This window comes from Pseudoglutamicibacter albus, assembly GCF_031458175.1.
Lineage (GTDB): Bacteria > Actinomycetota > Actinomycetes > Actinomycetales > Micrococcaceae > Pseudoglutamicibacter > Pseudoglutamicibacter albus.
In genome coordinates this window covers 1603826-1629467 of sequence record NZ_JAVDXX010000001.1, presented here as the reverse complement: position 1 = coordinate 1629467, position 25642 = coordinate 1603826, and the positions used below count along the sequence as shown (strand labels likewise).

The 25642-nt window shown below is 60.9% G+C and carries 25 protein-coding genes and 3 tRNA genes; 23 read left to right on the top strand and 5 right to left on the bottom strand.

Annotated features, from left to right (window positions below; genetic code table 11):
- Positions 1-151 precede the first annotated feature (151 nt).
- From J2S67_RS07170 to J2S67_RS07160, 3 genes are read left to right on the top strand one after another with little or no spacing between them, the layout of a single operon-like run.
- The gene (locus J2S67_RS07170; RefSeq protein ID WP_310247602.1) at positions 152-856 is read left to right on the top strand and encodes a demethylmenaquinone methyltransferase; all 705 of its coding nucleotides are present in this window, start codon (positions 152-154) and stop codon (positions 854-856) included.
- A complete protein-coding gene (locus tag J2S67_RS07165; RefSeq protein ID WP_310247599.1) occupies positions 853-2241 on the top strand; it encodes a geranylgeranyl reductase family protein in 1389 nt (462 codons plus the stop codon). Before J2S67_RS07170 ends, J2S67_RS07165 begins: the two co-directional genes overlap by 4 nt.
- Positions 2238-3335 (top strand): polyprenyl synthetase family protein, encoded by a 1098-nt coding sequence (locus tag J2S67_RS07160; protein WP_035757941.1) that lies wholly within the window; start codon positions 2238-2240, stop codon positions 3333-3335. Before J2S67_RS07165 ends, J2S67_RS07160 begins: the two co-directional genes overlap by 4 nt.
- A 62-nt stretch (positions 3336-3397) precedes the next feature.
- On the opposite strand, the gene J2S67_RS07155 is transcribed toward J2S67_RS07160, so the two are convergent.
- The gene (locus tag J2S67_RS07155; RefSeq protein WP_070490254.1) at positions 3398-3943 is read right to left on the bottom strand and encodes an HIT family protein; all 546 of its coding nucleotides are present in this window, start codon (positions 3941-3943) and stop codon (positions 3398-3400) included.
- Positions 3940-4383 carry a hypothetical protein gene (locus tag J2S67_RS07150; RefSeq protein ID WP_035757947.1) on the bottom strand — a complete coding sequence of 148 codons (444 nt, stop codon included), beginning with the start codon at positions 4381-4383 and terminating at the stop codon, positions 3940-3942. Before J2S67_RS07150 ends, J2S67_RS07155 begins: the two co-directional genes overlap by 4 nt.
- 138 nt (positions 4384-4521) lie before the next feature.
- On the opposite strand from J2S67_RS07150, the gene J2S67_RS07145 reads away from it, so the two are divergent.
- From J2S67_RS07145 to J2S67_RS07125, 5 genes are all read left to right on the top strand, one after another.
- Positions 4522-6222, top strand: coding sequence for a sodium-dependent transporter (locus J2S67_RS07145; RefSeq protein ID WP_310247593.1), 1701 nt, complete (start codon positions 4522-4524; stop codon positions 6220-6222).
- Complete coding sequence (locus J2S67_RS07140) at positions 6219-6338, top strand: methionine/alanine import family NSS transporter small subunit (RefSeq protein ID WP_070490250.1); 120 nt, start codon at positions 6219-6221, stop codon at positions 6336-6338. Before J2S67_RS07145 ends, J2S67_RS07140 begins: the two co-directional genes overlap by 4 nt.
- Positions 6339-6637: 299 nt before the next feature.
- A complete protein-coding gene (locus J2S67_RS07135) occupies positions 6638-8047 on the top strand; it encodes an FAD-dependent oxidoreductase (protein WP_176744675.1) in 1410 nt (469 codons plus the stop codon).
- Between the two features lie 181 nt (positions 8048-8228).
- On the top strand, positions 8229-9107 hold the full coding sequence (gene htpX / locus J2S67_RS07130) for a zinc metalloprotease HtpX (protein ID WP_035757953.1): 879 nt from the start codon (positions 8229-8231) through the stop codon (positions 9105-9107).
- 113 nt (positions 9108-9220) lie between these two features.
- Positions 9221-9433 (top strand): hypothetical protein, encoded by a 213-nt coding sequence (locus J2S67_RS07125; RefSeq protein ID WP_035757955.1) that lies wholly within the window; start codon positions 9221-9223, stop codon positions 9431-9433.
- A 146-nt stretch (positions 9434-9579) separates the two neighbouring features.
- On the opposite strand, the gene J2S67_RS07120 is transcribed toward J2S67_RS07125, so the two are convergent.
- Entirely contained in the window at positions 9580-10071 is a 492-nt protein-coding gene (locus J2S67_RS07120; RefSeq protein WP_070506601.1) for a YajQ family cyclic di-GMP-binding protein, read from the bottom strand.
- Between the two features lie 266 nt (positions 10072-10337).
- On the opposite strand from J2S67_RS07120, the gene J2S67_RS07115 reads away from it, so the two are divergent.
- The 4 genes from J2S67_RS07115 to J2S67_RS07100 all read left to right on the top strand — a co-directional run bounded on the left by J2S67_RS07115 (position 10338) and on the right by J2S67_RS07100 (position 14363).
- Positions 10338-10419: transfer RNA gene (locus tag J2S67_RS07115), tRNA-Tyr, on the top strand.
- Between the two features lie 566 nt (positions 10420-10985).
- Positions 10986-11177: a hypothetical protein gene (locus tag J2S67_RS07110; protein WP_310247584.1), complete on the top strand. Its 192-nt coding sequence runs from the start codon at positions 10986-10988 to the stop codon at positions 11175-11177.
- A gap of 211 nt (positions 11178-11388) precedes the next feature.
- Entirely contained in the window at positions 11389-11994 is a 606-nt protein-coding gene (locus tag J2S67_RS07105; RefSeq protein WP_310247582.1) for a TetR/AcrR family transcriptional regulator, read from the top strand.
- Complete coding sequence (locus J2S67_RS07100) at positions 11991-14363, top strand: PEP/pyruvate-binding domain-containing protein (protein ID WP_310247579.1); 2373 nt, start codon at positions 11991-11993, stop codon at positions 14361-14363. The genes J2S67_RS07105 and J2S67_RS07100 overlap by 4 nt, the downstream gene beginning before the upstream one ends.
- Positions 14364-14407: 44 nt before the next feature.
- On the opposite strand, the gene J2S67_RS07095 is transcribed toward J2S67_RS07100, so the two are convergent.
- Positions 14408-15475: a DNA-3-methyladenine glycosylase family protein gene (locus tag J2S67_RS07095; protein ID WP_310247575.1), complete on the bottom strand. Its 1068-nt coding sequence runs from the start codon at positions 15473-15475 to the stop codon at positions 14408-14410.
- A 66-nt stretch (positions 15476-15541) separates the two neighbouring features.
- Between J2S67_RS07095 and J2S67_RS07090 the strand changes: the two genes are divergently transcribed.
- The 11 genes from J2S67_RS07090 (at position 15542) to J2S67_RS07040 (ending at position 24382) form a co-directional block, all read left to right on the top strand.
- Positions 15542-16873, top strand: a complete 1332-nt coding sequence (locus J2S67_RS07090) for a cystathionine beta-synthase (protein WP_070506595.1) — start codon at positions 15542-15544, stop codon at positions 16871-16873.
- Positions 16874-16904: 31 nt separating this feature from the next.
- A complete protein-coding gene (locus tag J2S67_RS07085; protein WP_310247573.1) occupies positions 16905-18194 on the top strand; it encodes a cystathionine gamma-synthase in 1290 nt (429 codons plus the stop codon).
- Between the two features lie 180 nt (positions 18195-18374).
- On the top strand, positions 18375-18878 hold the full coding sequence (locus J2S67_RS07080; protein WP_141739775.1) for a hypothetical protein: 504 nt from the start codon (positions 18375-18377) through the stop codon (positions 18876-18878).
- A 276-nt stretch (positions 18879-19154) separates the two neighbouring features.
- Positions 19155-21212, top strand: a complete 2058-nt coding sequence (locus J2S67_RS07075; protein WP_377649026.1) for a DEAD/DEAH box helicase — start codon at positions 19155-19157, stop codon at positions 21210-21212.
- 73 nt (positions 21213-21285) lie between these two features.
- Positions 21286-21357 (top strand) — tRNA-Thr (locus J2S67_RS07070).
- 65 nt (positions 21358-21422) lie between these two features.
- Positions 21423-21496 (top strand) — tRNA-Met (locus tag J2S67_RS07065).
- A 66-nt stretch (positions 21497-21562) separates the two neighbouring features.
- Complete coding sequence (locus tag J2S67_RS07060) at positions 21563-21925, top strand: amphi-Trp domain-containing protein (protein WP_310247570.1); 363 nt, start codon at positions 21563-21565, stop codon at positions 21923-21925.
- Between the two features lie 87 nt (positions 21926-22012).
- Positions 22013-22264, top strand: a complete 252-nt coding sequence (locus tag J2S67_RS07055) for a hypothetical protein (protein WP_310247567.1) — start codon at positions 22013-22015, stop codon at positions 22262-22264.
- 5 nt (positions 22265-22269) lie between these two features.
- Positions 22270-22719, top strand: coding sequence for an FAS1-like dehydratase domain-containing protein (locus tag J2S67_RS07050; RefSeq protein WP_310247564.1), 450 nt, complete (start codon positions 22270-22272; stop codon positions 22717-22719).
- 2 nt (positions 22720-22721) lie between these two features.
- A complete protein-coding gene (locus tag J2S67_RS07045; RefSeq protein ID WP_310247560.1) occupies positions 22722-23171 on the top strand; it encodes a MaoC family dehydratase in 450 nt (149 codons plus the stop codon).
- A complete protein-coding gene (locus tag J2S67_RS07040) occupies positions 23168-24382 on the top strand; it encodes a UDP-N-acetylmuramate dehydrogenase (RefSeq protein WP_310247556.1) in 1215 nt (404 codons plus the stop codon). Before J2S67_RS07045 ends, J2S67_RS07040 begins: the two co-directional genes overlap by 4 nt.
- A gap of 127 nt (positions 24383-24509) precedes the next feature.
- Here the strand turns inward: J2S67_RS07040 and asd are convergent, their stop codons facing one another.
- Positions 24510-25634, bottom strand: a complete 1125-nt coding sequence (gene asd, locus J2S67_RS07035; RefSeq protein ID WP_310247554.1) for an aspartate-semialdehyde dehydrogenase — start codon at positions 25632-25634, stop codon at positions 24510-24512.
- Between the last annotated feature and the right edge of the window lie 8 nt (positions 25635-25642).

Here is a 25642-nt window from a genome sequence, read left to right as displayed (position 1 = left end):
CGCCACAATCGAGCTGGATGTTCTTTGCCGCCGCACCCCATCTTTGGTGCTATCACAGGGGTTGTGTGGTGTGAACGTTCAGCTAGTTTCGGGCTAACGCACCGGGCCGATGGTTTCGACTGCGTGCGAGTCGTAAGAGACAATAGCTAGCGTGATGAGAGCTACTCTGCAGAAAAACCCGGATGAGGTCGCCCGCATGTTCGATGGCGTGGCCGAACGCTACGACCTCACTAACGATGTGCTCACGTTCGGGCTGACCCCATACTGGCGCCGTGTTGTGGTGCGCGCCGTGGATGCCAAGCAGGGGGAGAAGGTCCTTGACCTCGCTGCAGGTACCGGCACGAGCTCGGAACCGTACGCGGATGCCGGGATCGATGTTGTGGCATCGGATTTCTCGGAAGGGATGCTCGCGGTGGGGCGCCGCCGCCGCCCGGACATCAACTTTGTTCAGGCTGACGCGATGAACCTGCCGTTTGAGGACAACACGTTCGATGTTGTCACGATCTCTTATGGCATCCGCAACATCCATGACCCGCACAAGGCCCTCCGTGAGATGCTGCGTGTGGCTAAGCCGGGTGGCCGCCTTGTGATCGCGGAGTTCTCTGACCCGACGTTCACCCCGTTCCGTGTGGTGTATAAGGAATACCTCATGAAGGCTCTGCCGTGGGTTGCCTCCAAGGTGTCCTCGAACGCTGAGGCGTACCAGTACTTGGCGGAGTCGATCCGTGACTGGCCGGCTCAGGACGAATTCGCGCACTGGATTGAGGATGCAGGCTGGCAGAAGGTTCAGTACCGCAACATGACCGGCGGTATTGTGGCGATCCACCGCGGGTTTAAGGCTGCCCAAGATTCATGACCCTCAATGTTGTGATCGCCGGTGGTGGTCCGGCAGGTGCCACGGCCGCCACGTATTTGGCTCGCGCCGGGCATCGCGTCACGGTTTTGGAGAAGACGCGCTATCCGCGTGAGAAGGTCTGCGGGGATGGCCTGACCCCTCGTGCTGTGCGGGAAATGAATTACCTTGGCATGGCTCACGATGAGGCCGACGGCTGGCAGCGCACCCGAGGCCTGCGTTTCGTGGCTGGTGGGCGCGCATCGACGGTTTCGTTTGAGGGGTTCAGCTCGGACATCCCGTCTTATGGTTTGACGCGTACCCGCGCCGATTTCGATCAGCAGTTGGCGCGCATGGCGGCAGCGGCTGGGGCTGAGGTCCTGGAGGGCCACACGGTGCGCGGCGCGGTCCGCGATGACGCGGGCCGCGTTGTCGGGGTCACGGTTCAGCGAACCACACCTGAAGGTAGGCGTGATGGTGAGCCGTTCACGGTCGCCGCCGATGTGGTGGTGGCCGCGGACGGTAACTCTTCCCCTGTCGCGAAGTCGCTGGGGATCCTGCCGCGGTCCGACCGCCCGATGGGTGTGGCTCAGCGCGTGTACTACACCTCGCCGATGTCCTATTCACCGTGGATGGAGACCTGGCTTCAGCTACCGGACCGTAACGGGGATTTGATGCCCGGCTACGGTTGGGTTTTCGGTGTGGGAGATGGCACCGCGAACGTCGGCTTGGGGATTTTGGATACCGCTAAGGATTTCCGAAGCATCGACTTGCGCTCAACGTTGAGCGAGTGGGTCGAAGTCATGCAGGAACACGAGCCGACCCGCGGTTTCGTTCCGGAAAACCAGGTGGGTGTGGTGCGCGGGGCGGCACTTCCGATGGCGTTCAACCGCACCCCGCACGTGGTTCCGGGGGCTGTGTTGCTGGGGGACGCGGCAGGTTTGGTTTCCCCGTTCAACGGTGAGGGGATCGATGCGGCGATGGAGTCGGCTCGGATCGCAGCTGATGTGATTGATGACGCGGTGATCGCGGCCCGCTACCGTGGCGGAACGCCGGCTCAGGTGCTCGCGGCGTTCGATGCCGGTCTTCAGCGGTATCCTGAGCTGATTCAGCAGCACTTTGGTGCACATTATGGTGCGGGCAAGGTTTTCGCTCACATGGTGGGTAACCCGAAGATCATGCGTACCGCGGTCCGGTTGGGGATGGGCTCGAATGCGTTGATGCGTTTTGTTGTACGCGCCATGGGTAACTTGTCTGACCGGAATTCACCGGCTTTGGTGGATAGAGTAGTTCAAGCATTAGAACGTGTTGTGCCTCCCGTGCGCAATACTGCGAGCACTCCGGGGCGGAACTCGGGGAAACACTCGGCGAAATTCTCTCCGGAAGAAGTAAGGCTGAAAGTATCGTGACAGAATCCTCTTGGACGTCTGCTGGCCATGACGTCGAGAAGTCGGTTGACTTGGATCCGCAGACCCAGGCTCTTGCTACGACTATCCAGTTGCCGCAGGGTTTCCGTGCTGTAGCGGATGATGTCGAGTTCGCGCCGCAGGTTTTCGAGGCTCTCGCGCGGGTCGAGAAGATGCTGTTGAACGCGGTCGCGAATTCTGATCCGATTATTGACCGTGCTTCGCGTCACCTCGCTGAGGCGGGCGGTAAGCGTGTGCGTCCGCTTTTGGTGGTTTTGTCTTCCCTCTTGGGGGAGCGGGGGATCACGGATGAGGTCGTTAAGGCCGCCTGCATTGTTGAGATGACGCACCTTGCGACGCTGTATCACGATGACGTCATGGATGATGCCCCGATGCGCCGCGGCGCCCCGACCGCGCAGCATGTGTGGGGGAATTCGGTTGCGATCCTGACCGGGGATTTGATTCTTGCGCGGGCTTCGGTGCTTGCGGCTCAGCTTGGTCCGGGCGCTGTTGAGGTTCAGGCCCGCACGTTTGAGCGTTTGTGCTTAGGCCAGTTGCACGAGTTCGCTGGCGTGCGCGAGGGGGAGGACCCCATCGCGCACTACATCCAGGTTTTGTCCGATAAGACGGCGTCCTTGATCGCGTGCGCCGGCTATTACGGCACGTTCTATGGTGGCGCGAGTGACGAGCTGCGCGATGTGCTGGTCGATTACGGCGAGAAGGTTGGGATCGCGTTCCAGCTGGCTGATGACGTCATCGACATCATGGGCCAAGAGAAGGCCTCGGGGAAGATCAACGGTACGGACCTGCGTGAGGGCGTGGATACGCTCCCGGTCCTGTATGCGCGTCAAGATGCCGCTGCCGGCGATGCGGAAGCTCAGCGGGTTGTTGAACTGGTCGATGGCGACCTCACTAGCGATCAGGACCTCAAGACCGCGGTTACCGCGCTGGCTGCTCACCCGGCAACGCAACGGGCGTGGGATGAGGCCCGCGCTTGGTCGCGTAAAGCAATCGAGGCGCTTGCCCCGCTACCGCACGGGACGGTGCGTTCGGCGCTTGAGGCGTTCGCTGACGCGGTGGTGACCCGCGAAGGCTAGCCTCGCTATGGCCTCGCTATAGCTCATGCCGCGAGGGCCTATCGCCGCGAAAACTACCGCGTTTAGCCCGTGATGATTCCGTTGCTGTCGCGGCCTTCTTCGTTGAGGACTTCGCGTAACGCGGCGGCGAGTTCGCGGGCTTTGAGCGCCCGGAAGTCAACCGGCAACCGGCGGCGTAACTGCCGGTACAAGTCATCTGCGGCCCAACGCGGAAACACGTGCTGGTGGTAGTGCCACACGTGCTGATTACCGGACGGCTCGTTGTGTTGGCGCGTTGAAATCCCTTCGGGGGCCCACGCGCGCTTCATCGCGACCGCTACCAGGCGGGTCATGACAGCTAAGGCCGCGTTCACATCGTCGGGTAAGTCATACAGCGCCTCATAGTGGCCCGAAGGGATCACCATCGCGTGCCCGGCGTGCTCACCGAAACCATCACAACCGATGATGACCGAGACCACCTCATCCCGGTACACCAAATCACTCGGCACACACAGGTTACCTTCCGAAAACGGCCGCACGCCGCCAACGATCTCGCAGAACGGGCACGCGTAATCGGCTGGAGCGTGCGAGGCCCATACCCGCGCGGAACCATGTGGAGTAGCGGTCACAGGTCTTCTTCCACCGCCGGCTCAACCTCGGTGAACACCCACTCGAAATAATCCAGGAGGTACTCGGAGATGGTCGCCCCGGTTTCAGCCCAGGAGTCTTTAGCGTTGAAACGCCGGAACACCAGCGGGTCAGGGACACTCAACGATTCGACGGGGAAACCCCACGTGTAACGGTCGTCTTCATCTTCCATGAAGCACACGTAACCGTCCTGGATCTCGAGCTCATCGGGATCCCACACGAAATAGTAGGCCTCCATGATGTCCTCGACAGCGCCCACGGAACGGTAAAACTGCTCCAACGCGGCAGGCAACACAGAGACATCAGATTCAGCCAAAGCGTCTGCGTATTCTTGCTCACTCAGGCCGTCATCTGGTTCCCATTCACCTTCGAAATGGTCGGTCACAAGGTTCCGGTAGGACTGCGAAAACAGCTCAGACATACTTCCAGTTTGTCACGTTACGGGCACGCGTGGGGCACGAATGACGAAAAGAATCTCAGACAGCGCCACCGCAGAGAAACAGCGAAATAGAGCGTCGTTTAGTAGAACACCGCGTGGAATCGTCATAATGTATGGCGCATGTCTCAAGCAAGCACCAGTCCCGCTTCAGGCATGGCGGGGAACAAAGGTAATGCAGGGAACAAACGCACCAAACGTGAAGCGTTCGGTTCCCGCAACGTCTTCATCCTGTCCGCGATCGGCTCCGCCGTGGGGCTGGGCAACATTTGGCGTTTCCCATCGGTCGCCTACGAATCCGGTGGCGGCGCGTTCCTCATCCCATACCTGTGCGCGCTACTGACCGCGGGTATCCCGTTGCTGTTCTTCGATTACGCGATCGGGCACAAATACCGTGGCTCGGCGCCGCTTGCGATGCGCCGGCTCAACAAACGCACTGAAGCGCTCGGCTGGTGGCAGGTCCTGATTTGCGTGATCATCGGCATCTATTACGCCGCGATCGTCGCGTGGGCTGCCGTATATACCGTCTACTCGGCGCGGCTCGCATGGGGTAAAGGTAGCGAACAAGAGTTCTTCCTCGAGAAATACCTGCAGATGGAAGCCCCGGAAGCTGGCCTTTCCACCTCGTTCCCTATGGGCGTGCTGATCCCGATGATCCTCGTGTGGGTTTTCATTATCATCGTGATGAGCGCCGGCATTCGTAAGGGCATCGGTCGAGCCAACAACATCTTCATGCCGCTGTTGACCGTGATGTTCATTCTGTTGGTCATCCAGTCGCTCATGCTCCCGGGGGCTGCAACCGGGCTCAACGAGTTCTTCACACCCAACTGGGAAGCACTCAAAGACACGAGCGTGTGGATCACCGCCTACGGCCACATTTTCTTCTCGCTGTCGATCGCGTTCGGCATCATGGTCACCTACTCGTCCTACCTCAAACGTAAGACGGATCTGACCGGTTCCGGCCTGGTGGTCGCCTTCGCGAACTCGTCCTTCGAAATCCTTGCCGGGATCGGTGTCTTCGCGGCCCTCGGGTTCATGGCCCAAGCGCAAGGGGTGAGCGTGAGCGAAGCCGTCACGAGCGGCCCGATCCTCGCGTTCGTAGCGTTCCCAACCATCGCATCCAACGCGTTCATGGGCCCAGTTTTGGGTGTGCTGTTCTTCGGCTCCCTGACCTTCGCGGGCGTGACCTCGATGGTCTCGATCCTCGAAGTCATCGTCTCCGCGTTCCAAGACAAGCTCGGTTGGGGCCGCGTCCAGACCACGCTGGCCGTGCTGCTTCCGCTGTCGATCGCATCGACCCTGCTGTTCGCCTCCACCACGGGCCTGCCGCTACTGGATGTTGTCGATAAGTTCGTCAACAGCTTCGGCATCACATTCGTCGCCGCCGTAACCCTGATCGCGGTTGCGTGGTTCTCCCGCAAGCTGCCGGTGCTTGCCGAACACCTCAACCACCGTTCCTCGTTCAAGGTCGGTAAGTTCTGGATGTTCCTCGTTGGCGGCCTGCTGCCGATCCTTCTGACCTACCTGTTGGCTTCCGAATTCGTGAAGCTCATCCGCAATTCGTATGCCGAAGCCAACGGATACCCTGAATGGTTCGTCTACGTGTTCGGTTGGGGCATGGCGGGTGCATTGGTCGTGGCCGCCATCCTGCTCAGCCTCATCCCGTGGTCGGCTAAGTCCAAGGACAAATTCGATCCAGAGTTCGAAGAGTACACTCGCCGCGACGCCGCAGAAAAAGACGCCGGCGACGAAGGTGCTGCAGGCAAAGACGACGCTGGAAAGGACGCTGTTGACAACGGCGACCAGAAAGGGGCAACAGCATGACACCGGCAGCTATCGGTTTTCTGATTCTTTCGATCGTGACAGTGTGGGGCGGGCTCGCGGCCGCCATCGTGAACCTCATGGTTCGCCCTGATGAAGCCAAAGAAGACGACCTCTAACCTGGGCGGGATCAGTCCGTGCCCGATGCGCGCTGGGCTGCGGGGGACGGACCGCATCGGGCAGTTGCACCCCCAACGGCTGGGATGGATCGTTCCGTGAGGCCCGCCCATTAGAATAGTGCGCGGATGTTTTCCCCTCCCTCACCCCGCGCATCACGCGTGCGCGCCGGTTCGCAAGAGCGCGCTACAGAACGCAACGCTGTGGACCGCAGCTTTGTAGAACGCAGCAAGACGAGCCGCAACAAGCGTGCCCGCCAACCCGGTGCGCGGCACGAGGGACATTGCCGAAAGGATTGACGTTGAAGCAACACCTCAGCCAGCGTCCACTGCGTGTGGCGATTATCGGTGCCGGCCCGGCCGGTGTCTATGCCGCGGATATCCTCACCAAAGCGGAACGCGATTTTGAGGTCAGCATCGACTTATTCGACCAGCATCCGGCACCGTTCGGGCTGATCCGCTACGGTGTGGCACCTGACCATCCACGCATCAAGGGCATCATCAACGCCCTGCATAAGGTCCTGGACCGCGGCGATATCCGATTCATCGGGGACGTGACCTATGGTCGTGACTTGACCCTTTCTGACATTCGCGACCTGTATGACGCGGTGATTTTCGCCACCGGCGCCAATGACGATGCCGCTCTCGACATCCCGGGCATCGACCTCGAGGGTTCTTTCGGCGCCTCGCGCGTGGTCTCGTGGTACGACGGCCACCCTGACGTGCCACGCGACTGGCCGCTGGATGCCAAGGAAATCGCGGTGATCGGTAACGGCAACGTGGCTCTCGATGTGGCGCGTGTGCTCTCCAAGCACGCCGATGACCTCTTGGTTACGGAGATCGCAGACAACGTGCACGCGGGTCTGAAGAAGTCCCCGGTCACTGACGTGCATATTTTTGGTCGCCGCGGCCCGGCACAGGTCAAGTTCACTCCGCTCGAGTTGCGTGAGCTGTCCCATTCCCGTGACGTGGACGTTGTCCTGTACCCGGAGGACTTCGAATTCGATGACGCATCGGACGAGGCGATCCGGACCAATAACCAGGTCAAGACTATGGTCAACACGCTGACGAACTGGGTTGTTGAGCAGGAAGAGGAAGAGCAGACCGCATCGCGGCGCCTGCACCTGCACTTCTTGCAGGCCCCAGTTGAGATCCTGGGGGAGGACGGCAAGGTCGTAGGTATCCGCATGGAACGCCAGGAGCTCGATGGCACGGGTAACGTGCGCGGCACCGGCGAGATGATCGACTATCCAGTCCAGGCCGTCTATCGGGCGGTGGGGTACTTCGGCACCGAAATCCCAGAGGTTGCGTTCGATGAGAAACGCGGCGTGATCCGCAACGAAGGCGGCCGCGTGCTGGACGAGGACGGCGCCGTGGTCCCCGGCGTTTACACGACCGGATGGATCAAGCGAGGTCCGGTCGGCTTGATCGGCCACACCAAAGGTGACGCCCTGGAGACGATCGGCAACCTGCTGGAGGACCATGAGAACCTGGCCCCGGCATCGAACCCTTCCGAAGACGCCGTGGTGGATTTGCTGCGTGAGCGCGGCGTTGAGTTCACCACGTGGGAAGGCTGGCTTGCCCTCGATGCGCACGAACGCAAACTCGGTGAAGAGTGGGCCGCCGCAGGCAAGGGGGACCGCGAACGGATCAAGGTTGTTCCACGCGAAGAGATGGTTGAGATCGCACGCAAGGGGCAGTCGCTCAAATAGACCTCAGCCGCTTCTACGGCTCGTCATCGGATCTTCCCAGCTTTCATTCAGGCTTTTGGGAACGTTTTTGAACATTGATGCGTTGTAATGATTACAGCCGGGTTAAACCGCGTGAGCGGAACCCGGGTGTAACCGGCAACAAGATTGCCGGTATAACACTGCAACGATCGAAAGTTTTAGCGTGAAGTCCTCGTTCAACGGCTTGAAAACGGCTCTCCTCATCGGAGGCATGTTTGGTCTTTTGCTGATGATTGGCGGCTTGATTAGCGCCGGTACCGGCAATTCGGTGTGGCTGTTTGGGTTCGCGGCTTTCGGTGTGGTGAGCACAGCGATCGGTTACTGGAATTCGGATAAGATCGCGATCCGCGCGATGCAGGCCCGCCCGGTTTCGGAGGCGGAGCAGCCTGAGATGTATGCGATTGTGCGTGAGCTGTCTCAACGTGCGGGTAAACCGATGCCGCGGCTGTATGTTTCGCCCACTATGAACCCGAACGCGTTCGCGACGGGCCGTAACCCGGAGAACGCGGCGGTGTGCTGCACTGAGGGTATTTTGACGTTGTTGAACCGCCGCGAGTTGCGTGGCGTTTTGGGGCACGAGTTGATGCACGTCTATAACCGCGACATTCTGATTTCTTCGGTCGCGGCCGCTATTGCGGGTGTCATCACATCGATTGCGCAGTTCCTCATGTTCTTTGGAGGCAATAGCCGTAACCGTGATGGTGGCAATATTCTGGCGATGCTCGCTATGGCGTTCCTCGCCCCAATCGCGGCTTCGATTATCCAGATGTCTGTTTCACGGACCCGCGAATATGATGCGGACGCGACCGGCGCGGAGCTGACGGGGGACCCGGCGGCTTTGGCTTCCGCGCTTTTCAAGATTTCACAGGGCATCCAGGATGCCCCGTTGCAGGAGACTCCCCGTACGGAGTCTGCTGCGCACATGATGTTTGCCAACCCATTTGGCAAGATCAAAGGTTTGTTCAGCACCCACCCACCAACGCGTGACCGCATAGAGCGTTTGCGTGCACAAGCGGAGGAAATGGGGCAACCCTGGGGATGAACAAAACATCTGTGTGATTAGTCACACGAATGATGCGGTGGGAACATTGACGCGGTTTCTGCCGTTATGCCAGACAGGCATGGAGTGAAGTGACTCAAGGAGGTCTATCAGCCATGAATCGTCAGGAGCGAGCGGAGTACGACGCAGCGGTTGTTGAGGACGTTGAATTCCTGTTGGATACCCATGCGGAGCCGGATACGATCCCGGAACGTTCGGGTTACCCTTACAGCTTCAGCGCATTGTATTCGCTGTTGCGCCGCAATGGCCGCCCGGAACTGGCTACACGTCTGATGAACAGCCGCCAGGAAGCCCGCAACGCCGCCTAAGGCCCGGTTATTGTCAGACGCCCGCGTCGCCTTCATGGTGGACGTGTTCCGTGTAGTGTTTGTGGCGTTAAACATCGGGGTGAGGTCGCCTCGTGATCCTCTCGGGATCGCTTGGCTACCTCACCCCGGTTTCGTTTAATCCATGTTTAGCGCATGTTGACGAATTGGAGGTCTGCGTCTTCGAAGTTCTTCAACAGCGCGATGGTGGCCTGCAGGTCGTCGCGGGACTTCGAGGAGACACGGAGTTCGTCGCCCTGGATGGTGGCTTTGACGGATTTAGGGGCTTCGTCGCGGATGAGTTTGGAGATCTTCTTGGCGGTCGCTTGATCGATGCCTTCCTTGATGCTCGCGTCGATGCGGACCTCCTTGCCGGACGCGTAGGGGTCGCCAACCTCGAGCGACTTCAGCGAGATGCCGCGTTTGACGAGTTTGGATTGGAAAACATCCAGAACTGCCTTGGCGCGTTCTTCAGCGTTGGCCTTGATGAGGAGCTTGCCCTCGCCAGCGAAATCGATTTCGGCGCCGACGTCGCGGAAGTCGTAGCGCTGCGCGATTTCTTTCTGCGCCTGGTTGAGTGCGTTGCTGACTTCCTGCTTATCGACCTTGCTGACAACATCGAACGTTGAGTCTTTAGCCATCGTGGCCTCCTCGGGTGAGTTGATTGAGCCAGCTGAAGCTGGGCTGGATGGTTATGCCAGCTGAAGCTGGGCTGTGTTATTGAGTAGGTGTTTGCTTTCAAGCCTAGCTGGGGCCGGTGCTGCCGCGGGTTCCACCACGGCCGGCCGGTGGCGGCTGCTGGTTGGGGTTGGCCCCGAATTGGTGGGGGCTGGGATGGTTTGGTATGGTTATGAATCGTTCGCTTGAACAGCCCATGAACGGGCGGGCAAGCGAAATAAATGAATATGGCAGATTACCCAAGCGGCCAACGGGGGCTGACTGTAAATCAGCTGGCACTGCCTTCGGGGGTTCGAATCCCTCATCTGCCACTTTTGTAATGTGACGGGACATCGTTCACTCGATGTCCCGACATTTTTATGCCCAAAAGGCGTTGATACGACTGTGGCGACGCGTCGCGGAGGGCGTGCTTCAACCTGGTGTTGAGAAGCCACATGAGAGCATCTCGTACGTTCGTGTGACGCGGTAGGCAGGTAAGGTTTTGTTCTTCTATGGTGCTTTTGAGTGCGCTTGGCTACTTTAGGTTCTAAACATAAACACATGTCTAAGGTGCGCCATCATGACAAACCTGAAACGAAGCTCCATCGCCACAGCAATGACTCTGGCTCTTGCCTCCGGTCTGGCGAGTTGTGGAGCAAATGACGATGCGAAGCCCGCCGAAGCGGTACCGTCAGCGAGCTCGAGCGATAAGGAAGCGAAAGACGAAAACACTTCCGGTAGCGGCAAAGAATCTGCGAAACCCAAACCTTCGGCCAGCCCCTCACCAAAACGGCCGTATATGCCCGCGACCCCGAAACGACCTGCTCGGAATGTGCCGGCCCCGGACCCTTGCCTGAGGTAGCGAAAGAGGGAAGCAAGGCAGGGCAGATTGCTTTCGTTGGGCATACGCTACGAAAACATCCACGCCCCGAATGAGGAGCTTGACGCCGGAAACTTCTTCGTCACGTTCTCTGCCTACGAAGACAAACGCTCCTACTTCGGTCCGGGGAGTTCGAAAGCCATTCAGACAGTGGACTCTAATTCAACCCACGACGGCATGCTGGTCTTGGAACGAAAAGACAACGGCTAAGACTCTCAACCGCACAGCTATCCTGCCGGGCCAAAGCAAACCCTGTAAAAACGACGTGCAGGCTCAGCAGGCCCCGCTCACTATCACCGCCGCCTGGACCATCTTCAAACCCCGCTAAACACGCTAACCCCAACACACGCAGCGGCACCTCATAAAACAGGCTAATTCCCACATGAATGACCGCGGTCAAGTTTCTTGTTACTCTATCTTCATGAGTTCGAGTGATCGTGTCGCCCGTCGTAAAGAGGCGACCCGGAAACGGATCGTCGAAGCTGCAATGCAGCTGTTTCTGAAGCAAGGATTCGAGCAAACCTCGGTTTCCCAGATTTCAGAAGCCGCAGACATAGGTAAAGGCACGTTCTTTACCTACTTCGCAACCAAGCAGGATGTCTTGTCATTCTTGGGTGAACAAGTGATGGCGGCCATGACAGATGCTGACACTCCAGGCGCCGGTGCCGCGGTTCGTTTGCAACGAGTGTTTAGCGCCGCCGGTGAGTGGTACGTAGAGAATGAGGCACCCGCGGGGCAAATGTGCATAGCTCGGATCTCATCCTTGAATCAAGCAGATGTGTCCTCCTCATGTGAACCCTTGATGGCTTTGCTGCGATCGATCGTCAGCGAAGGTCTCGCCTCAGGCGAGTTTCGTCCCGTGGACAGGGAGGCCGCGGTGATAATGCTTGCATCGGCGTACTTCGCGCCCGTGGCGCAGTGGACGTGGCAGCAAGACGGACCGGCGCTACCGGAGCGACTCACACAACAGCTGGAACTCGCACTCGTTGCAATGGTGGATACTTCTTCAGCAAGGGAAGCCTCATGATTATCCCGTTCACTGAAGCGACCCTGGCCACTGGCGGTGGTAAAGCAGTGAACCTCGGTGTGTTGGAACGAGCGGGACTGCCCGTCCCGGAAGGTTTCGTTCTGTCTGCAGACACATACCGCGAAGCAACCGCCGACCTAAATATAGATGCGCTTCTCTCACAAGGACCAGGCGCCGTCCGGGCAGCAGTAGAAGGTCAAAACGTGCCAGACGCCATCGCTCGGGAAATCGGCAACCAGTTGAGCACGTGGGGTGAGAACGTAGCGGTGGCTGTGCGATCTTCGGCAACCGCAGAGGACCTCCCCGAAGCATCTTTCGCTGGTCAGCAGGACACCTTTCTTGGGATTTTCGGCACAGACGACGTATTGGATGCGGTCCGTAAATGTTGGGGATCGCTCTGGACCGCTCGAGCCGTTGACTATCGACGCCGTCACGGTATTGAGCATCATGACGTTGCTCTAGCTGTGGTTGTTCAGAAGCTCGTCGACGCCGACACTGCAGGAGTCTTATTCACCTGCGACCCAGTCAGCGGCGGAGAAGAAACACTCATCAACGCCTCCTGGGGACTAGGGGAGAGCGTGGTCTCAGGAGCAGTGACCCCAGACGAATACCGTGCAACGAGCAGCAGTGTTCTGGAGCGGCGACTCGGGGCAAAACAGACCCGCATCGACCGCCATGGTTCTTCCGCCCGCATCGCTGACGTTCCCCAAGATGACCGGCACCGCCTCTGTCTCACTGATGACCAAGTGCTTGAGCTCGCCCGGCTCGGGGAAACCGTGCAAGAGCTTTACGGTGCAGGCATGGACCTCGAATGGGCTTACACAGACACCACTTTGTGGCTACTTCAAGCTCGACCTATCACCACTACTGCGAGCACCGAGACGGCTACACAACAGGTTCCACAACAAACCGTCTCTGGCCGACGGATCGGTAGGGCATCCCGTGTATTCCACACTGACCTCGTCGAACACTACCCGGGGCCGTACCCCCTCGACCTTTGCGCGATCCTTCCTATGCATCGGCAACTGCAGGCCGGGATGGCGAACATCGGTATCACTGCGACCCCCATCGAGCAGCTCCTTGAAATGAAACCCGATGGAACTATCACAGCTGCCTACCCCGACATCCGTGTGGGTTGGCGGCTGGTCCGCCTCCTTGGATACCGATCCCCAGACCCGGCTGACTGGCCCGCCGTGGAAGCTGATTACCGCAGGAAACTAGATAGCTCTCTGCCCTCGGAACTCGCCCCGGTTGCAGACCAAGAACTCCTGGCACTCCTCGAGAAGATTTTGGGTCTGGTCAGTGACATAGCGCGGGTGAGATTTCTCGACTACGTCGGGCCTGCACAACTCACAGCGCTCAAACTCGGCTACTACTTGGCTCTGGCCAGGAGACGAGACCTCGATGCATACGACCTACTCGGGGACCTCGACTACACTACGGTGGTGATCGACAAGGAACTCCATAAGCTCGCAAGCCTCGAGCCAAATTCCTCTACCTATCGCGACATGCGGCGGCGTTTCCTCGACGAGTATGGCGCCCGAACTGCACAGCTGTACCTGCCCTTTTCTCATAGGTCTTGGAGAGAAGACCCCGCTAGCCTTGATGCAACGCTGGAGGCTGTGCGCCGTTCGCCGCGTGGCCTTGCTGATAAACCTTCCCATCAAGAACTCGTCGAGGAAATCAAGGGCCGGTTACCGGCCCTTGCCCGCCGCGGGTTCGCCCGTACCCTGAAGGCCTGGCGGAACGGTCACGTCGCTCGTGAAGCATCGGTATACCTCATTGAGGAGGCGTACGTGATCGCGCGTCGTGTGACCGATGAGATCGCAAACCGACTGCACCGGCGTGAAGCCCTCGAAACTGTCGAGCAGTTGAAGTACCTTACGTTGACCGAAATCCAGGACACACTGGTCAGGGACGCGCCCGCTCATCAGACGCGACTGATCGCCAGCCAACGCGAAGCCGCACGGCCACATGCCGCCGCAGCGTGGTGGACCCACACCGATCAAACCAAAGCGTCGAAGCTTGCCGGGACAGCAGGAAGTCCCGGACTGGCCACGGGCCCTGTACGGGTCATCACAGGGCCTGAAGACTTCAACCAACTCCAGCCGGGAGACATCCTGGTGTGCCACTACACGGATCCATCCTGGACGCCATTGTTCGGCCTGGCGGCCGCTGTCATAGCCGATACTGGAGGTCGCCTCTCCCACGCTGCCATCGTTGCTCGTGAATACGGCATTCCCGCCGTGATGGGCGCGAGCGGAGCGACCAGCGCACTGAAGAATGGACAGATGATCACTGTCAATGGGACCAAGGGCACCATTACGGGTGAGGGCGCACAACCGGCCGGCTACCGGTTGAAAAGCTAGCGCTGCCCGCCACCAGAGCCGCCCGCCACCAGCGTCGGTCGGGTCTAGTGCCAGCGGTGATCGTTCGCGTGGAGCCGGGGTCCCATGCGTTGTTTGGTTGCGCCGCCTTCCGCTAGCAGCCGCACAACCCGTTGCCGGTGCCCAGTCCACGGGGCCAGAAGTTGCTCCATCTCCCGGTCGGTGGCTCGGCGGCCGGTCAACGCCCACCCCACGTTGTGTGCCACATGGTAGTCCCCGAAAGACACGTGATCGCCTGAACCGTGGCTGCGTTGCAGAACCTCCGCGGCCGTCCACACACCAACCCCCGGGATGCTGCGTAACGCAGACTCGATCCGCAGTAGACCACTGTTCGGCCCACCCGCCGGGACAGTGGCTTGTAGCCGCCGCAGTGCCGACTCACGTTCAAGAGCGCGCACCAGAGTATTGCGTCGTTTACTATCCACGCGCGCTTGATGCCACTCCCACGACGAGATCCGTGTCCACTCAGCCCCGGTGGGAGGAACGAAAAGTTCACCGGTTCGGCCCATCGGCCCGGGGGAGGGGTCCCCAAAACGAGTCACAAGTCGTAACCACGCCCCGAACGCCTCGTGCGCCGTGACCTTTTGCGCCAAGATCGCCGCCGCGAGATGCTCAGGTAACGCGCCAGAAGACCCCAACAACAGGCCCGGACGTTCGGAACGCATCCGCTGAACCAACGCGGGAAGGTCAGTCAAAGAATCAAACTCGCTCCAGTCATCACTGCGCCCCAGCCAGTCGGGAGCATCCTGTAGGGCTTCCGCTGCACCAGGGCCCCACGCCTGAAACCTGACCTGACGTGCCAACGGCCCACCCGCGCCACGGGCGGCACCCCGGTTCTCTTGCGCCGACCGCGCCCGCACCGCCCCGCCAGCAACCGCGGACGCACTCACACCTTCCGGCACAATCCTGACCTCAGCGATCCCGGACGGATAACGCACAGCCCGCCACGCATCGTGCGCAGTGATCCGCAACGATGGGTCACGCCGCCCATGCTGAAAAGCGGACACCACGGCACGCCACTCCAACGGGACAGGCGGAACCCAGCTGGCCTCAGCATCGGGGGTCATACCCTCACCGGATACAGGAACGCTCATATAGATACTGTGGCATGCACCCCTGACAGTTTCGCGGCAAGCGTGAGGCGCCGGTACCGTGGACTTATGCGTTACGCGAATTCCGTATTGGACCTCATTGGTGGCACCCCGCTGGTCAAACTCAACTCGGTCACGGACGGCCTTAAAGCGACCGTGCTCGCCAAGCTCGAGTTCTTGAATCCGGGCGGTTCGATCAAAGACCGTATTGCGTTGAAAATGATCGAACAAGCCGAGGAAGCCGGGAAACTCACTGCCGGCGGAACGATCGTTGAACCGACCTCCGGCAACACTGGCGTGGGGCTTGCGATGGTGGGGCAGCTGAAAGGGTACCGGACGGTATTCGTGACCCCGGAGAAGGTCGCGGAAGAGAAACGCTCCGTCTTGAAGGCCTACGGGGCAGAGGTTGTGGTTACCCCGAACGGTGTGGCACCTGATTCACCGGAGTCCTACTACGGGGTTTCGGACCGTCTGGAACGCGAGATCGACGGCGCTTATAAGCCGGACCAGTTCTCTAATCCGGCCGCCCCGGAGTCACATTACGAAACCACCGGCCCCGAAATCTGGGCTGATACCGAAGGCCGCGTCACCCACGTGGTCATGGGTGCGGGTACCGGCGGCACAGTCACGGGTACAGGCCGATATCTCAAAGAAGTGTCCGATGGCGCGGTCCAGGTGATCGTGGCTGACCCGGATGGCTCGGTGTATTCCGGCGGTACGGGCCGCCCGTACGCGGTCGAAGGTGTGGGCGATGACATGTGGCCGGGCAACTATGATCCCGAGATACCCGATGCGGTCGAAGCCGTGAGCGATGCCGAAGCGTTTGCGATGGCGCGCCGCTTGGCTAAGGAAGAAGGCCTCCTGGTGGGTGGGTCCTCCGGGCTCGCCGTGGTCACCGCGCTGAATGCGGCCCGTGATCTTCCCGAGGACGCGGTCGTGGTTGTGGTGCTTCCGGATTCCGGCCGCGGCTACATGGGTAAGTTCTTCAATGACGCCTGGATGCTCGCCAACGGCTACAGCATCCAGGTGCCTGATGAGGCATCCACTGTTGGTGCGCAACAACAGCTGCCAGGGGTGCGCGGCGTAGACGAAGGCGTTACGCTCGCTGAAGCGAAGGAAGCGCTGGATGCCGCGGGTGTGAACGTTTTGCCTGTTGTTAGGGGAGGGCATTGGCCGGCCCGCGTAGGGGAATTGGTGGGGTCGGTCACGCGCGAATCGGTGCTCTCCGCGCTGGATGCGGGCTCATCCCCGGAAACCTCGATTGATGCCGCGCACGCGGTGGGGCAACACATGCCCACGATCGGGTGGTGTCAACCAGCCGAATGTTTGCACGAGCTGTTACGCGTCAACTCTGGCGTGGTGCTCTTACGCGATGGCGAGGCCATCGACGTCCTAACCTGAATTGAAACTTTGAGATTGCATGGAGCGTGGAATGAGCGAGAACAAAAAAGACCACAACAACGAACACAAGACCACCGACCACAAGCACACTGAGCACAACGCCACGGAGCAGGGCACCGCTGAGAAGGGTGCCGCTGAGCAGGGTGTTTCTGAGCAGCGGGCCAAGGACATGCAGGGTTTGGGTTTCTCGACCCGCGCCGTGCACGCAGGCCAAGAGTTTGATCCGATCACGGGCGCGGTGATCCCGCCGCTGCACATGTCCACGACGTACCATCCTCACTCGGTGGGTAACCTGCGTTTGGGCTACGACTATTCGCGCGGCACTAACCCGACCCGCGATAACTGGCAGGAGCAGATCGCCGCCCTGGAAGGTGGCGCTTACGGTATTTCTTTCGCCTCGGGCTTGGGTGCTGAGGACGCGATCATCCGGAGCTTGCTTTCGCCGCGGGACCGCATCGTGATGGGTAACGATGTTTATGGCGGCACGCATCGTTTGATCGATAAGATCCACGGCCCTAACGGCATCCGCCACACCCCCGTGGACATGACGGACACGGCAGCCGCTGTGCAGGCGATCCGTGAGGATGCGACTGCGATGGTGTGGATTGAGACGCCATCGAACCCGCTCATGAAGATCGCGGACATCGAGGCGTTGACAGCTGCTGGGCATGAGGCTGGTGCGATCGTTGTGGTGGATAACACGTTCGCTTCCCCGTACCTGCAGTCCCCGCTCGCACTCGGGGCGGACTTGGTGGTTCACTCGACCACTAAGTACCTTGGCGGGCATTCCGATGTGGTGGGCGGCGCAGTCGTCACGAACTCGGAGGAGCTGGCGGATAAGGTCCGGTTCATCCAGTTCGCTGCGGGCAACCAGTCTTCACCGTTCGATGCGTACATGACCACGCGTGGCGCGAAGACACTCGCGGTGAGGATGGAACGTCACTGCGATAACGCTGAAGCGGTAGTGAAATGGTTGCGGGGCCGTAAGGAAGTCACGAAGGTTCTGTATCCGGGACTTGCGGATCATCCGGGGCATCATGTTGCGGCACGCCAGATGAAGCGTTTTGGCGGCATGGTTTCCTTCCGGCTGGCAGGCGGTGCGGATGCGGCACGGGCTGTCGCGGAGAGCACGGAACTGTTCAGGCTCGCGGAATCGCTGGGCGGGATCGAATCCCTCATGAACTATCCGGCTGAGATGACCCACGCTTCCGTCAAGGGAACCGAACTAGAAGTGCCGGACGATCTGCTGCGGCTATCGGTCGGTATCGAGGACGCTGAAGACCTCATCGCAGACCTCGAACAGGCCTTCGCGCGGCTATAAGCCAGCACCCGGTGCGCGCCGCCGGTGAAAGTATCCGGTGCGCGCTGCCCGGGAACGCTGCCCGGTGAACGCTTGCCCGGTGAGTGCGGCCGAATTGTTATCTAAAACCGCTTGTGGGTGGTAGGCGGGCGCATTACTGTTCTCGCTATAGCTGTTGAAACGGGCAGTGGAGGTTCTTTAATGGCTTATTCAGCGAACGCAAGGAAACTACTCGCGAGTACTGGTGTGCTCCTTGCTGTTGGGGCAGGGCTGACCGGGTGTGATGCGTTTGGAAACGGTTGCGGTAAAGGTGCAGCTTCGCCTGAGGAAGCCGTTGAGGAATTCATTTCAGCTGCAGTGGCTGACGACGCGAAGAAAGCGTGCTCAGTCGGCGAAGAGGTCGCGACCACTGAGAACATCCAGCCGGTCATGGCGAAATACCGCGAAAAATACGCGGACCGTGACCTCAGCAAACTGACATTCGAAAACCTCCCCGACCTACGAATGGGAAGCTCATTCGTTGTGAAGGTCGCTGAGAATGGGCGCGAGATCGAACGCATCAACGTCGCAGCCTATAAGGACAAGTACCAGTTCCCGACCAACCCGTCAGAAGACGGGGAGGACCAGAGTTCTCCCGCAGATTCAGAGCGGCCACCCGCATCAACGGAACCGGCAACATCTAAGGAAGCATCAGAGGATAAATAAACCAGCCGGAGGCGGGACTCTTGTGAGTCCCGCCTCCTTTATGGGCTCCGCGGCAGGCTGCGGGGTAGACTGGATTATCCGCCGATATCCGGCTTTCCCTCATTAAATGCATGCCCCTTCGAACGGGGTCTATTCGCATGTGGTTTGTGTGCCTCGCCCGATGCGCGGCACTGTGTGTCGTGGAGGGAGTGAGCCGGTCACGGGCGTAACGCCCGCGTCCCGCGCACCCCACGAGTGCACGGTTGACGCCTCCCGCAGAAACAGGAGGCCACCGAGATGGCTCAAACTGACATGGCTGAAACCCACGAAAACACCAGCACCGAAACCAAGCCGGAGGGCCCGACGTTCGCTGAGCTGAACATCGAACCCCGCGTTCTGGCAGCGGTGGAAGACCTCGGCTACGAACGCCCTTCACCTATCCAAGCCGCGACCATCCCGACCCTGCTTGAAGGCCGCGACGTCGTGGGACTCGCACAGACCGGAACCGGTAAGACCGCGGCGTTCGCGATCCCCGCGCTCACCAAGATCGCCGAAATCAACGACGTCAACGGGCCAGCCGAAACCCCGCAGATCCTCGTGCTCGCACCAACCCGCGAACTCGCGCTCCAGGTAGCGGAAGCGTTCTCCTCCTACGCACGCTACTTCGACGACCTCACGATCCTGCCCGTCTACGGCGGCTCACCGTACGGCCCACAGCTCAAGGCGCTGCGCCGCGGCGCGCAGGTTGTGGTGGGCGCCCCAGGCCGCGTTATCGACCACATCGAACGCGGATCACTCGACCTCTCCAACCTCCTCTACGTGGTCCTCGACGAAGCCGACGAAATGCTACGCATGGGCTTCGCCGAAGCCGTGGACACGATCCTCGAATCCACGCCGGAAGACAAGCAGGTCGCGCTGTTCTCCGCGACCATGCCTAAGCAGATCCGCCGCATCGCCGACACCTACCTCCGCGACCCCGAGCACATCGCAGTGGACACCGCATCGACCCCTGGCGCGAACATCCGTCAGCGCTACATCCAGGTCATGCACCAGTACAAGCTCGACGTCATGACGCGCCTGCTGGAAACCGAAGACACCGACGGCGTGATCGCTTTCGTGCGCACCCGCCAGGCGACCGAAGACGTCGCAACCAAACTCAAGGCGCGCGGCTTCCGTGCCGCGGCGATCAACGGCGACGTCCCGCAGGCCCAGCGCGAGAAGACGGTCGATCAGCTCCGCGACGGCGTGATCGACATCCTCGTTGCGACCGACGTTGCCGCACGCGGGCTCGACGTTGAACGCATCTCTCACGTGTTCAACTACGACATCCCGCACGACACCGAATCCTATGTCCACCGCATCGGCCGCACAGGCCGCGCAGGGCGTACCGGGGACGCGATCCTGTTCATGACCCCGCGGGAACGCTACCTGCTCAAGCACATCGAACGCGCAACCGGCGGAACTGTCGAAGAAGCACAGATCCCTGGGATCGATGCCGTCAACTCGTCCCGGCTGGGCCGGCTCGCTGAGCGCCTCACGCCTGCGCTCGAGCAAGAAGATCTCACCCCGTACCGCGAACTCGTGACCGACTACGTTGCAGAGAACGACGTCGACGCCGTGCAGGTTGCTGCTGCGTTCGCTTTTCTCGCTCAGGGCGGGCAGCCGCTGCTGACCGAGGAAATTCCGACCACGCCGCCAGCGAAGAAGAAACGCACCAAACGCGAACGCGCACAGCACGATGCGGTGGCCGGCGAGCGCGGTGCCGCCGAGTCCCGTAGCCGTGGCAGCCGTGGAAGCCGGGACGACAGCGACAAGGTCACCTATAAACTCGCTGTTGGCCGCCGCAACCGCGCCATGCCTGGCGCTATCGTTGGCGCGCTCGCCAACGAAGGCGGGCTCGTGTCCAGCGACATCGGCCACATCGACATTCGTGAAAACTTCACACTCGTGGACCTGCCAGCGGATATGCCGGACTCAACCCTGGAGTTGCTGGCAGACACCCGGGTGGCCGGGCGCCGCATCGACATCCAGCTTGATCACGGCGGACCATCCCGCGCATCACGCGGTGGGGGCCGCCCACACGCTGAGCGTCGGGGCGGGTATCGTGAGGACCGTCGTAACTCCGGTGAGCGTCGGGGCGGGTACCGCGATGAGCACCGCGAAGACCGGGGCGGCCACGGAGGGAAGCATGGTGGCCGTGAGAATCGTCACGCTTCCGGTTCCCGCGGTAAAAAGTCCTGGGACCGTGACGACCGCAAGGGCAGTTTCAAGCACAAGAAGAAGGACTCTGCTGCCCGTAAATTCAAGGATTCCAAAGACAAAGGCGCGCCTAAGTGGAAGCGTCGCGGCCGGTAAATGTCCGGCTACAGGTGAAGAGTTCGATGCGTTTTGGCGTTGAGAATAAACCCTGGTAGAGTCTTCATCTGTTGCCCCCTTAGCTCAGTGGTAGAGCGCAGTCTTGGTAAGACTGAGGTCATGGGATCGATTCCCATAGGGGGCTCTGAATGAGAATCCCGCAAGGCCCCCTCCGGTTCGGGTCGGGGCCGGCGGGATTTTCTCATTCGTGGCGGTGTAGCTCAGCTGGTTAGAGCGCACGACTCATAATCGTGAGGTCGCGGGATCGAGTCCCGCCACCGCTACAAACAAAGACCCTCAGCCTCAGGCTGGGGGTCTTTCTGTTATAGCCTTAGGGAAAGGGGGTAACCATGACTGACCGTGCTACGGGCCAAGGGTCGAACCTTGATAGGGGAGGGCGCGACGAGACGCAGAGCGAAGGCACGCAACCTCTGAACATCAAAGCGAAAGAAACGATGAGCCGGGAACAGCTCGCCGATCTCCTCGAAGGGCTCGCCGCGCGCATCCGCACAGGCGAAGCCACCGTCTCCGACGGCGTGACCGCAGAAGCCCTGCAGCTCCCGCACACCCTCAAGGTCGAGCTCGAGGCCAAAGATGTAACCCGCCGTAGCGGACGCATCAAACGCGAATTCGAACTCGAAATGGAATGGTACGTCGACGCCCACGGCCAACCAGAGCAGGGCACCAAGCCCACCGGCATCTCGATTAGCTAACTTCAAGCGGCAGGCCCTGCTTCATACAGACCCCGCCGCGCACTTCAGCTCACCCCGCGCCGCGCATCGGCCACTAGACTGGTAACTATGCTCAACTGGGACTCCGCCTCTACACTCACGAAGGCCATGCTGATCGCGACCATCGCCGCGGTCCTCATCGGCCTCGTGCTCCTCATCATGGGCGCCATCCAAGACAACACCGGTCTGTTCACCGCCGCATCCGCATTCCTCATGATCGGCATCATCGCCCACCTCATCGGATTCGGATCACGCATGCGAGACGGCCGCCGAGCACTCAAACAGAAAATGAACAGCGCCGGACCGCGGCGCGGAAGGTGAGCCACATGGGCGTGAATGCAGACCTGCAGGGCCACACGTACCCTGCCGCCGCACCATATTCGGTCGGCCGAGAAGCAATCCGCGACTTCGCACGCGCAGTCAAAGCAACCCATCCACACCACTACGATGTGAAAGCCGCGCAAGCCGCCGGCCACGCCGACCTCGTAGCGCCGCCAACCTTCGCGGTCGTGATCGCACAGCGCGCCGAAGCCGCCTACATCACCGACCCGAACTCCGGCATCGACTTCTCCCGCGTCGTCCACGCAGACGAACGCTTCACCCACGTCCGCCCGCTCGTCGCCGGCGACGAACTCACCGCCACCGTGACCGTGGACCGCGCCCGCGCCGTCGGAACCGGCGGCATGGTCACCACATCAACCGTGCTCACAGACGCCAACGGCGAAACCGTGTGCACAGTACGCTCAACCCTCATGATCCGCGGGGAGGACGACTAAGAATGACTGCCTTCGAAACGGGCCAAGAACTCGGCCGCACACAGATCGAACTGACCCGCGCCGACCTCGTCCGCTACGCTGGCGCATCAGGCGACTTCAACCCGATCCACTGGAACGACCGCTTCGCAACCGAAGTAGGGCTACCCGGGGTGATCGCGCACGGGATGCTCACGATGGGCGCTGCCGTCCAACTTGTAACCGACTGGGCAGGGTGCCCCGGCAGAATCGAGGACTACCAGACCCGCTTCACCGGCATGGTCCCAGTAGCCGATGGGGCCGGCACGAACCCCGCTGAAGCCGTCGGCGCAACCCTCGATGTGGTTGCCACGGTCGGCAAGGTCGTGGACGAAGACCGCATCCGCGTGGACCTCGAAGTGACCCTGGACGGCGAGAAAGTACTCAACCGCGCGCAAGCGATCGTGAATGTCTCCGGACGCTCCGAGGCCGCATGAGCAAGCAGGTGCAACAGGGACAGCAGCAGGGCCAGCAAGAACCAGAGGGCCAGCGGAATCTCAGCGAGATCACGACGCTCAGTGACATCACAACGATGGGCGTGGGCGGGCCAGCCGACCGCTTCATCGTGGCCCGCACGCGTGACGAGATCCTCGAAGGAGTCCAAGAGGCCGACGCCGCCGGAACCCCGCTGCTGATTGTTGGCGGCGGCTCCAACCTGGTGATCGCTGACGAAGGCTACCGGGGGACCGTCCTGCAGATCGCAACCCGCGGCATCACCGTGGGCGAAGAAGATCAACCGGGTCAAGACGCCGCTGTCGGTGGTGAAGGGGCTGGTACTTCTGATGCCACCCAAGCCGCCGCCGGGGATGGCATTGTTCCGGTGACGATCGAAGCAGGGCATCCGTGGGACGAGGCCGTCGCGTGGACCGTTGAACACGAGCTCGGAGGGCTTGAAGCTCTTTCCGGTATCCCTGGTGCGGCAGGCGCGACCCCGGTTCAGAACGTGGGCGCATACGGTGCCGACGTCTCCAACACGCTGCTCTCGATCGAGGCGTGGGACCGGCACGAAGGCAAGCTCGTGACCCTGCAGGCCTCCGAGCTGGACTTGACCTACCGGAACTCCGTTCTGAAGCGCGCAACCCAGAACGGTTCGCCTCGCTGGGTTGTGTTGGCCGTGACGTTCGGGCTCAAACGAGGCAAAGCGTTGCCTGTCGCTTATGATCAGCTCGCTCGCGCCCTCAACGTCGGGCTCGGGACCCGGGTCTCGCTGGCTGAAGTCCGTACCGCCGTGCTGGGTTTGCGCCGCTCTAAAGGCATGGTCCTGGAGGCGGGGGACCCAGACACGAACTCGTGCGGTTCATTCTTCATGAACCCGATTGTCGAGGAATCGCTCACTGCCGCGTTGCCAGCGGATGCTCCGCGCTATCCGGCGGGCAAAGACGGCTACGTCAAACTGTCTGCGGCGTGGCTCATCGACCACGCGGGCTACCACAAGGGCTTCGGAATGAAAGGCCAGCCGGGCGAGGAGATCGCTGGCGGCCGCGCATCGTTGTCCTCCAAGCACACACTCGCCGTCACCAACCAGGGTGGTGCCTCGTGCGCCGACGTCGTGGCGCTCGCCCGTGCGGTACGCGACGGAGTCAAGGAAGCATGGGGGATCGAACTCCACCATGAGCCCTTGCTCATCGGAACCTCGCTCGACGCCTGAAACGCGACACCTAAAACGCGACGCCTGAGGCGAAGCCCGCATAGCGCGTTAAACGTGTGAGCGCTCAGCCACCGCGGCTGAGCGCTCACACGTTTAAGGACAGCAACGACCGCCTATAGATCGCCCTCTACAGGTTGCCGAGCGCGATCTGGAGCATGCGGCGCAGCGGCTCTGCCGCGCCCCACAGCAGCTGGTCGCCGACCGTGAACGCGGAAATGTACTGCGGGCCCATCTCCAACTGACGCAAGCGACCCACCGGGATGTTCAGCGTTCCGGACGCCGCGACCGGGGTCAGCTGATGCATGGTCGCTTCCTTCTCGTTCGGAACAACAGTGGCCCACTCGTTATCGGAGCCGATCAGGCGGGCGACCTCGTCGAGGCCCACATCTTCACGCAACTTGATCGTGAGCGCCTGCGAGTGGGACCGCATCGCGCCGATGCGCACGCATAGGCCGTCGACCATGATGTGGTTCTCAGCCGTGGTGCCCAGAACCTTGTTGGTCTCCACGCCGGCTTTCCACTCTTCGCGGGACTGGCCGTTGCCGAGGTCGGAATCGATCCACGGGATCAGGTTGCCCGCCAACGGGACACCGAACTGGGTTGCGTCGAGTGCACCGGAACGCTGTTTACGCAGAACCTCGGTGTCGATCTGGGTGATCGCAGACGCCGGATCATCCAGCAGCTCCTTGACGGATGCGTTGATATCACCGAACTGGGTCAGCAGCTCACGCATGTGGCGCGCGCCGCCACCCGAGGCCGCTTGGTAGGTCATCGAGGTCGCCCATTCGACCAGGCCGTTGCGGAACAGGCCGCCTAGGCCCATGAGCATGCAGGATACGGTGCAGTTACCGCCCACAAAATCCTTGACGCCGGTCTCAAGGCCGCGGTCGATCACGTTCCGGTTGACCGGATCCAGCACGATGATGGAGTCGTCTTCCATCCGCAACGTGCTCGCCGCATCGATCCAGATGCCCTCCCAGCCGGCAGCGCGCAGCTTGCCGTGCACGGCGCTCGTGTAGTCGCCACCTTGCGCGGTGACGATGATCGGCAACTTGGCGAGCTCATCGATATCGTGAGCGTCCTTGAGCGCTGGCGCGCCCTCAGCGAACGATGGGGCGGCCGCGCCCGCCTGGGACGTCGAGAAGAACACCGGGTCAATACCGGCGAAATCCCCTTCATCTTGCATACGCTGCATGAGGACCGAACCCACCATGCCGCGGTAACCGACAAAACCTACAGCCTTAGAAGTCATAGCTTCAA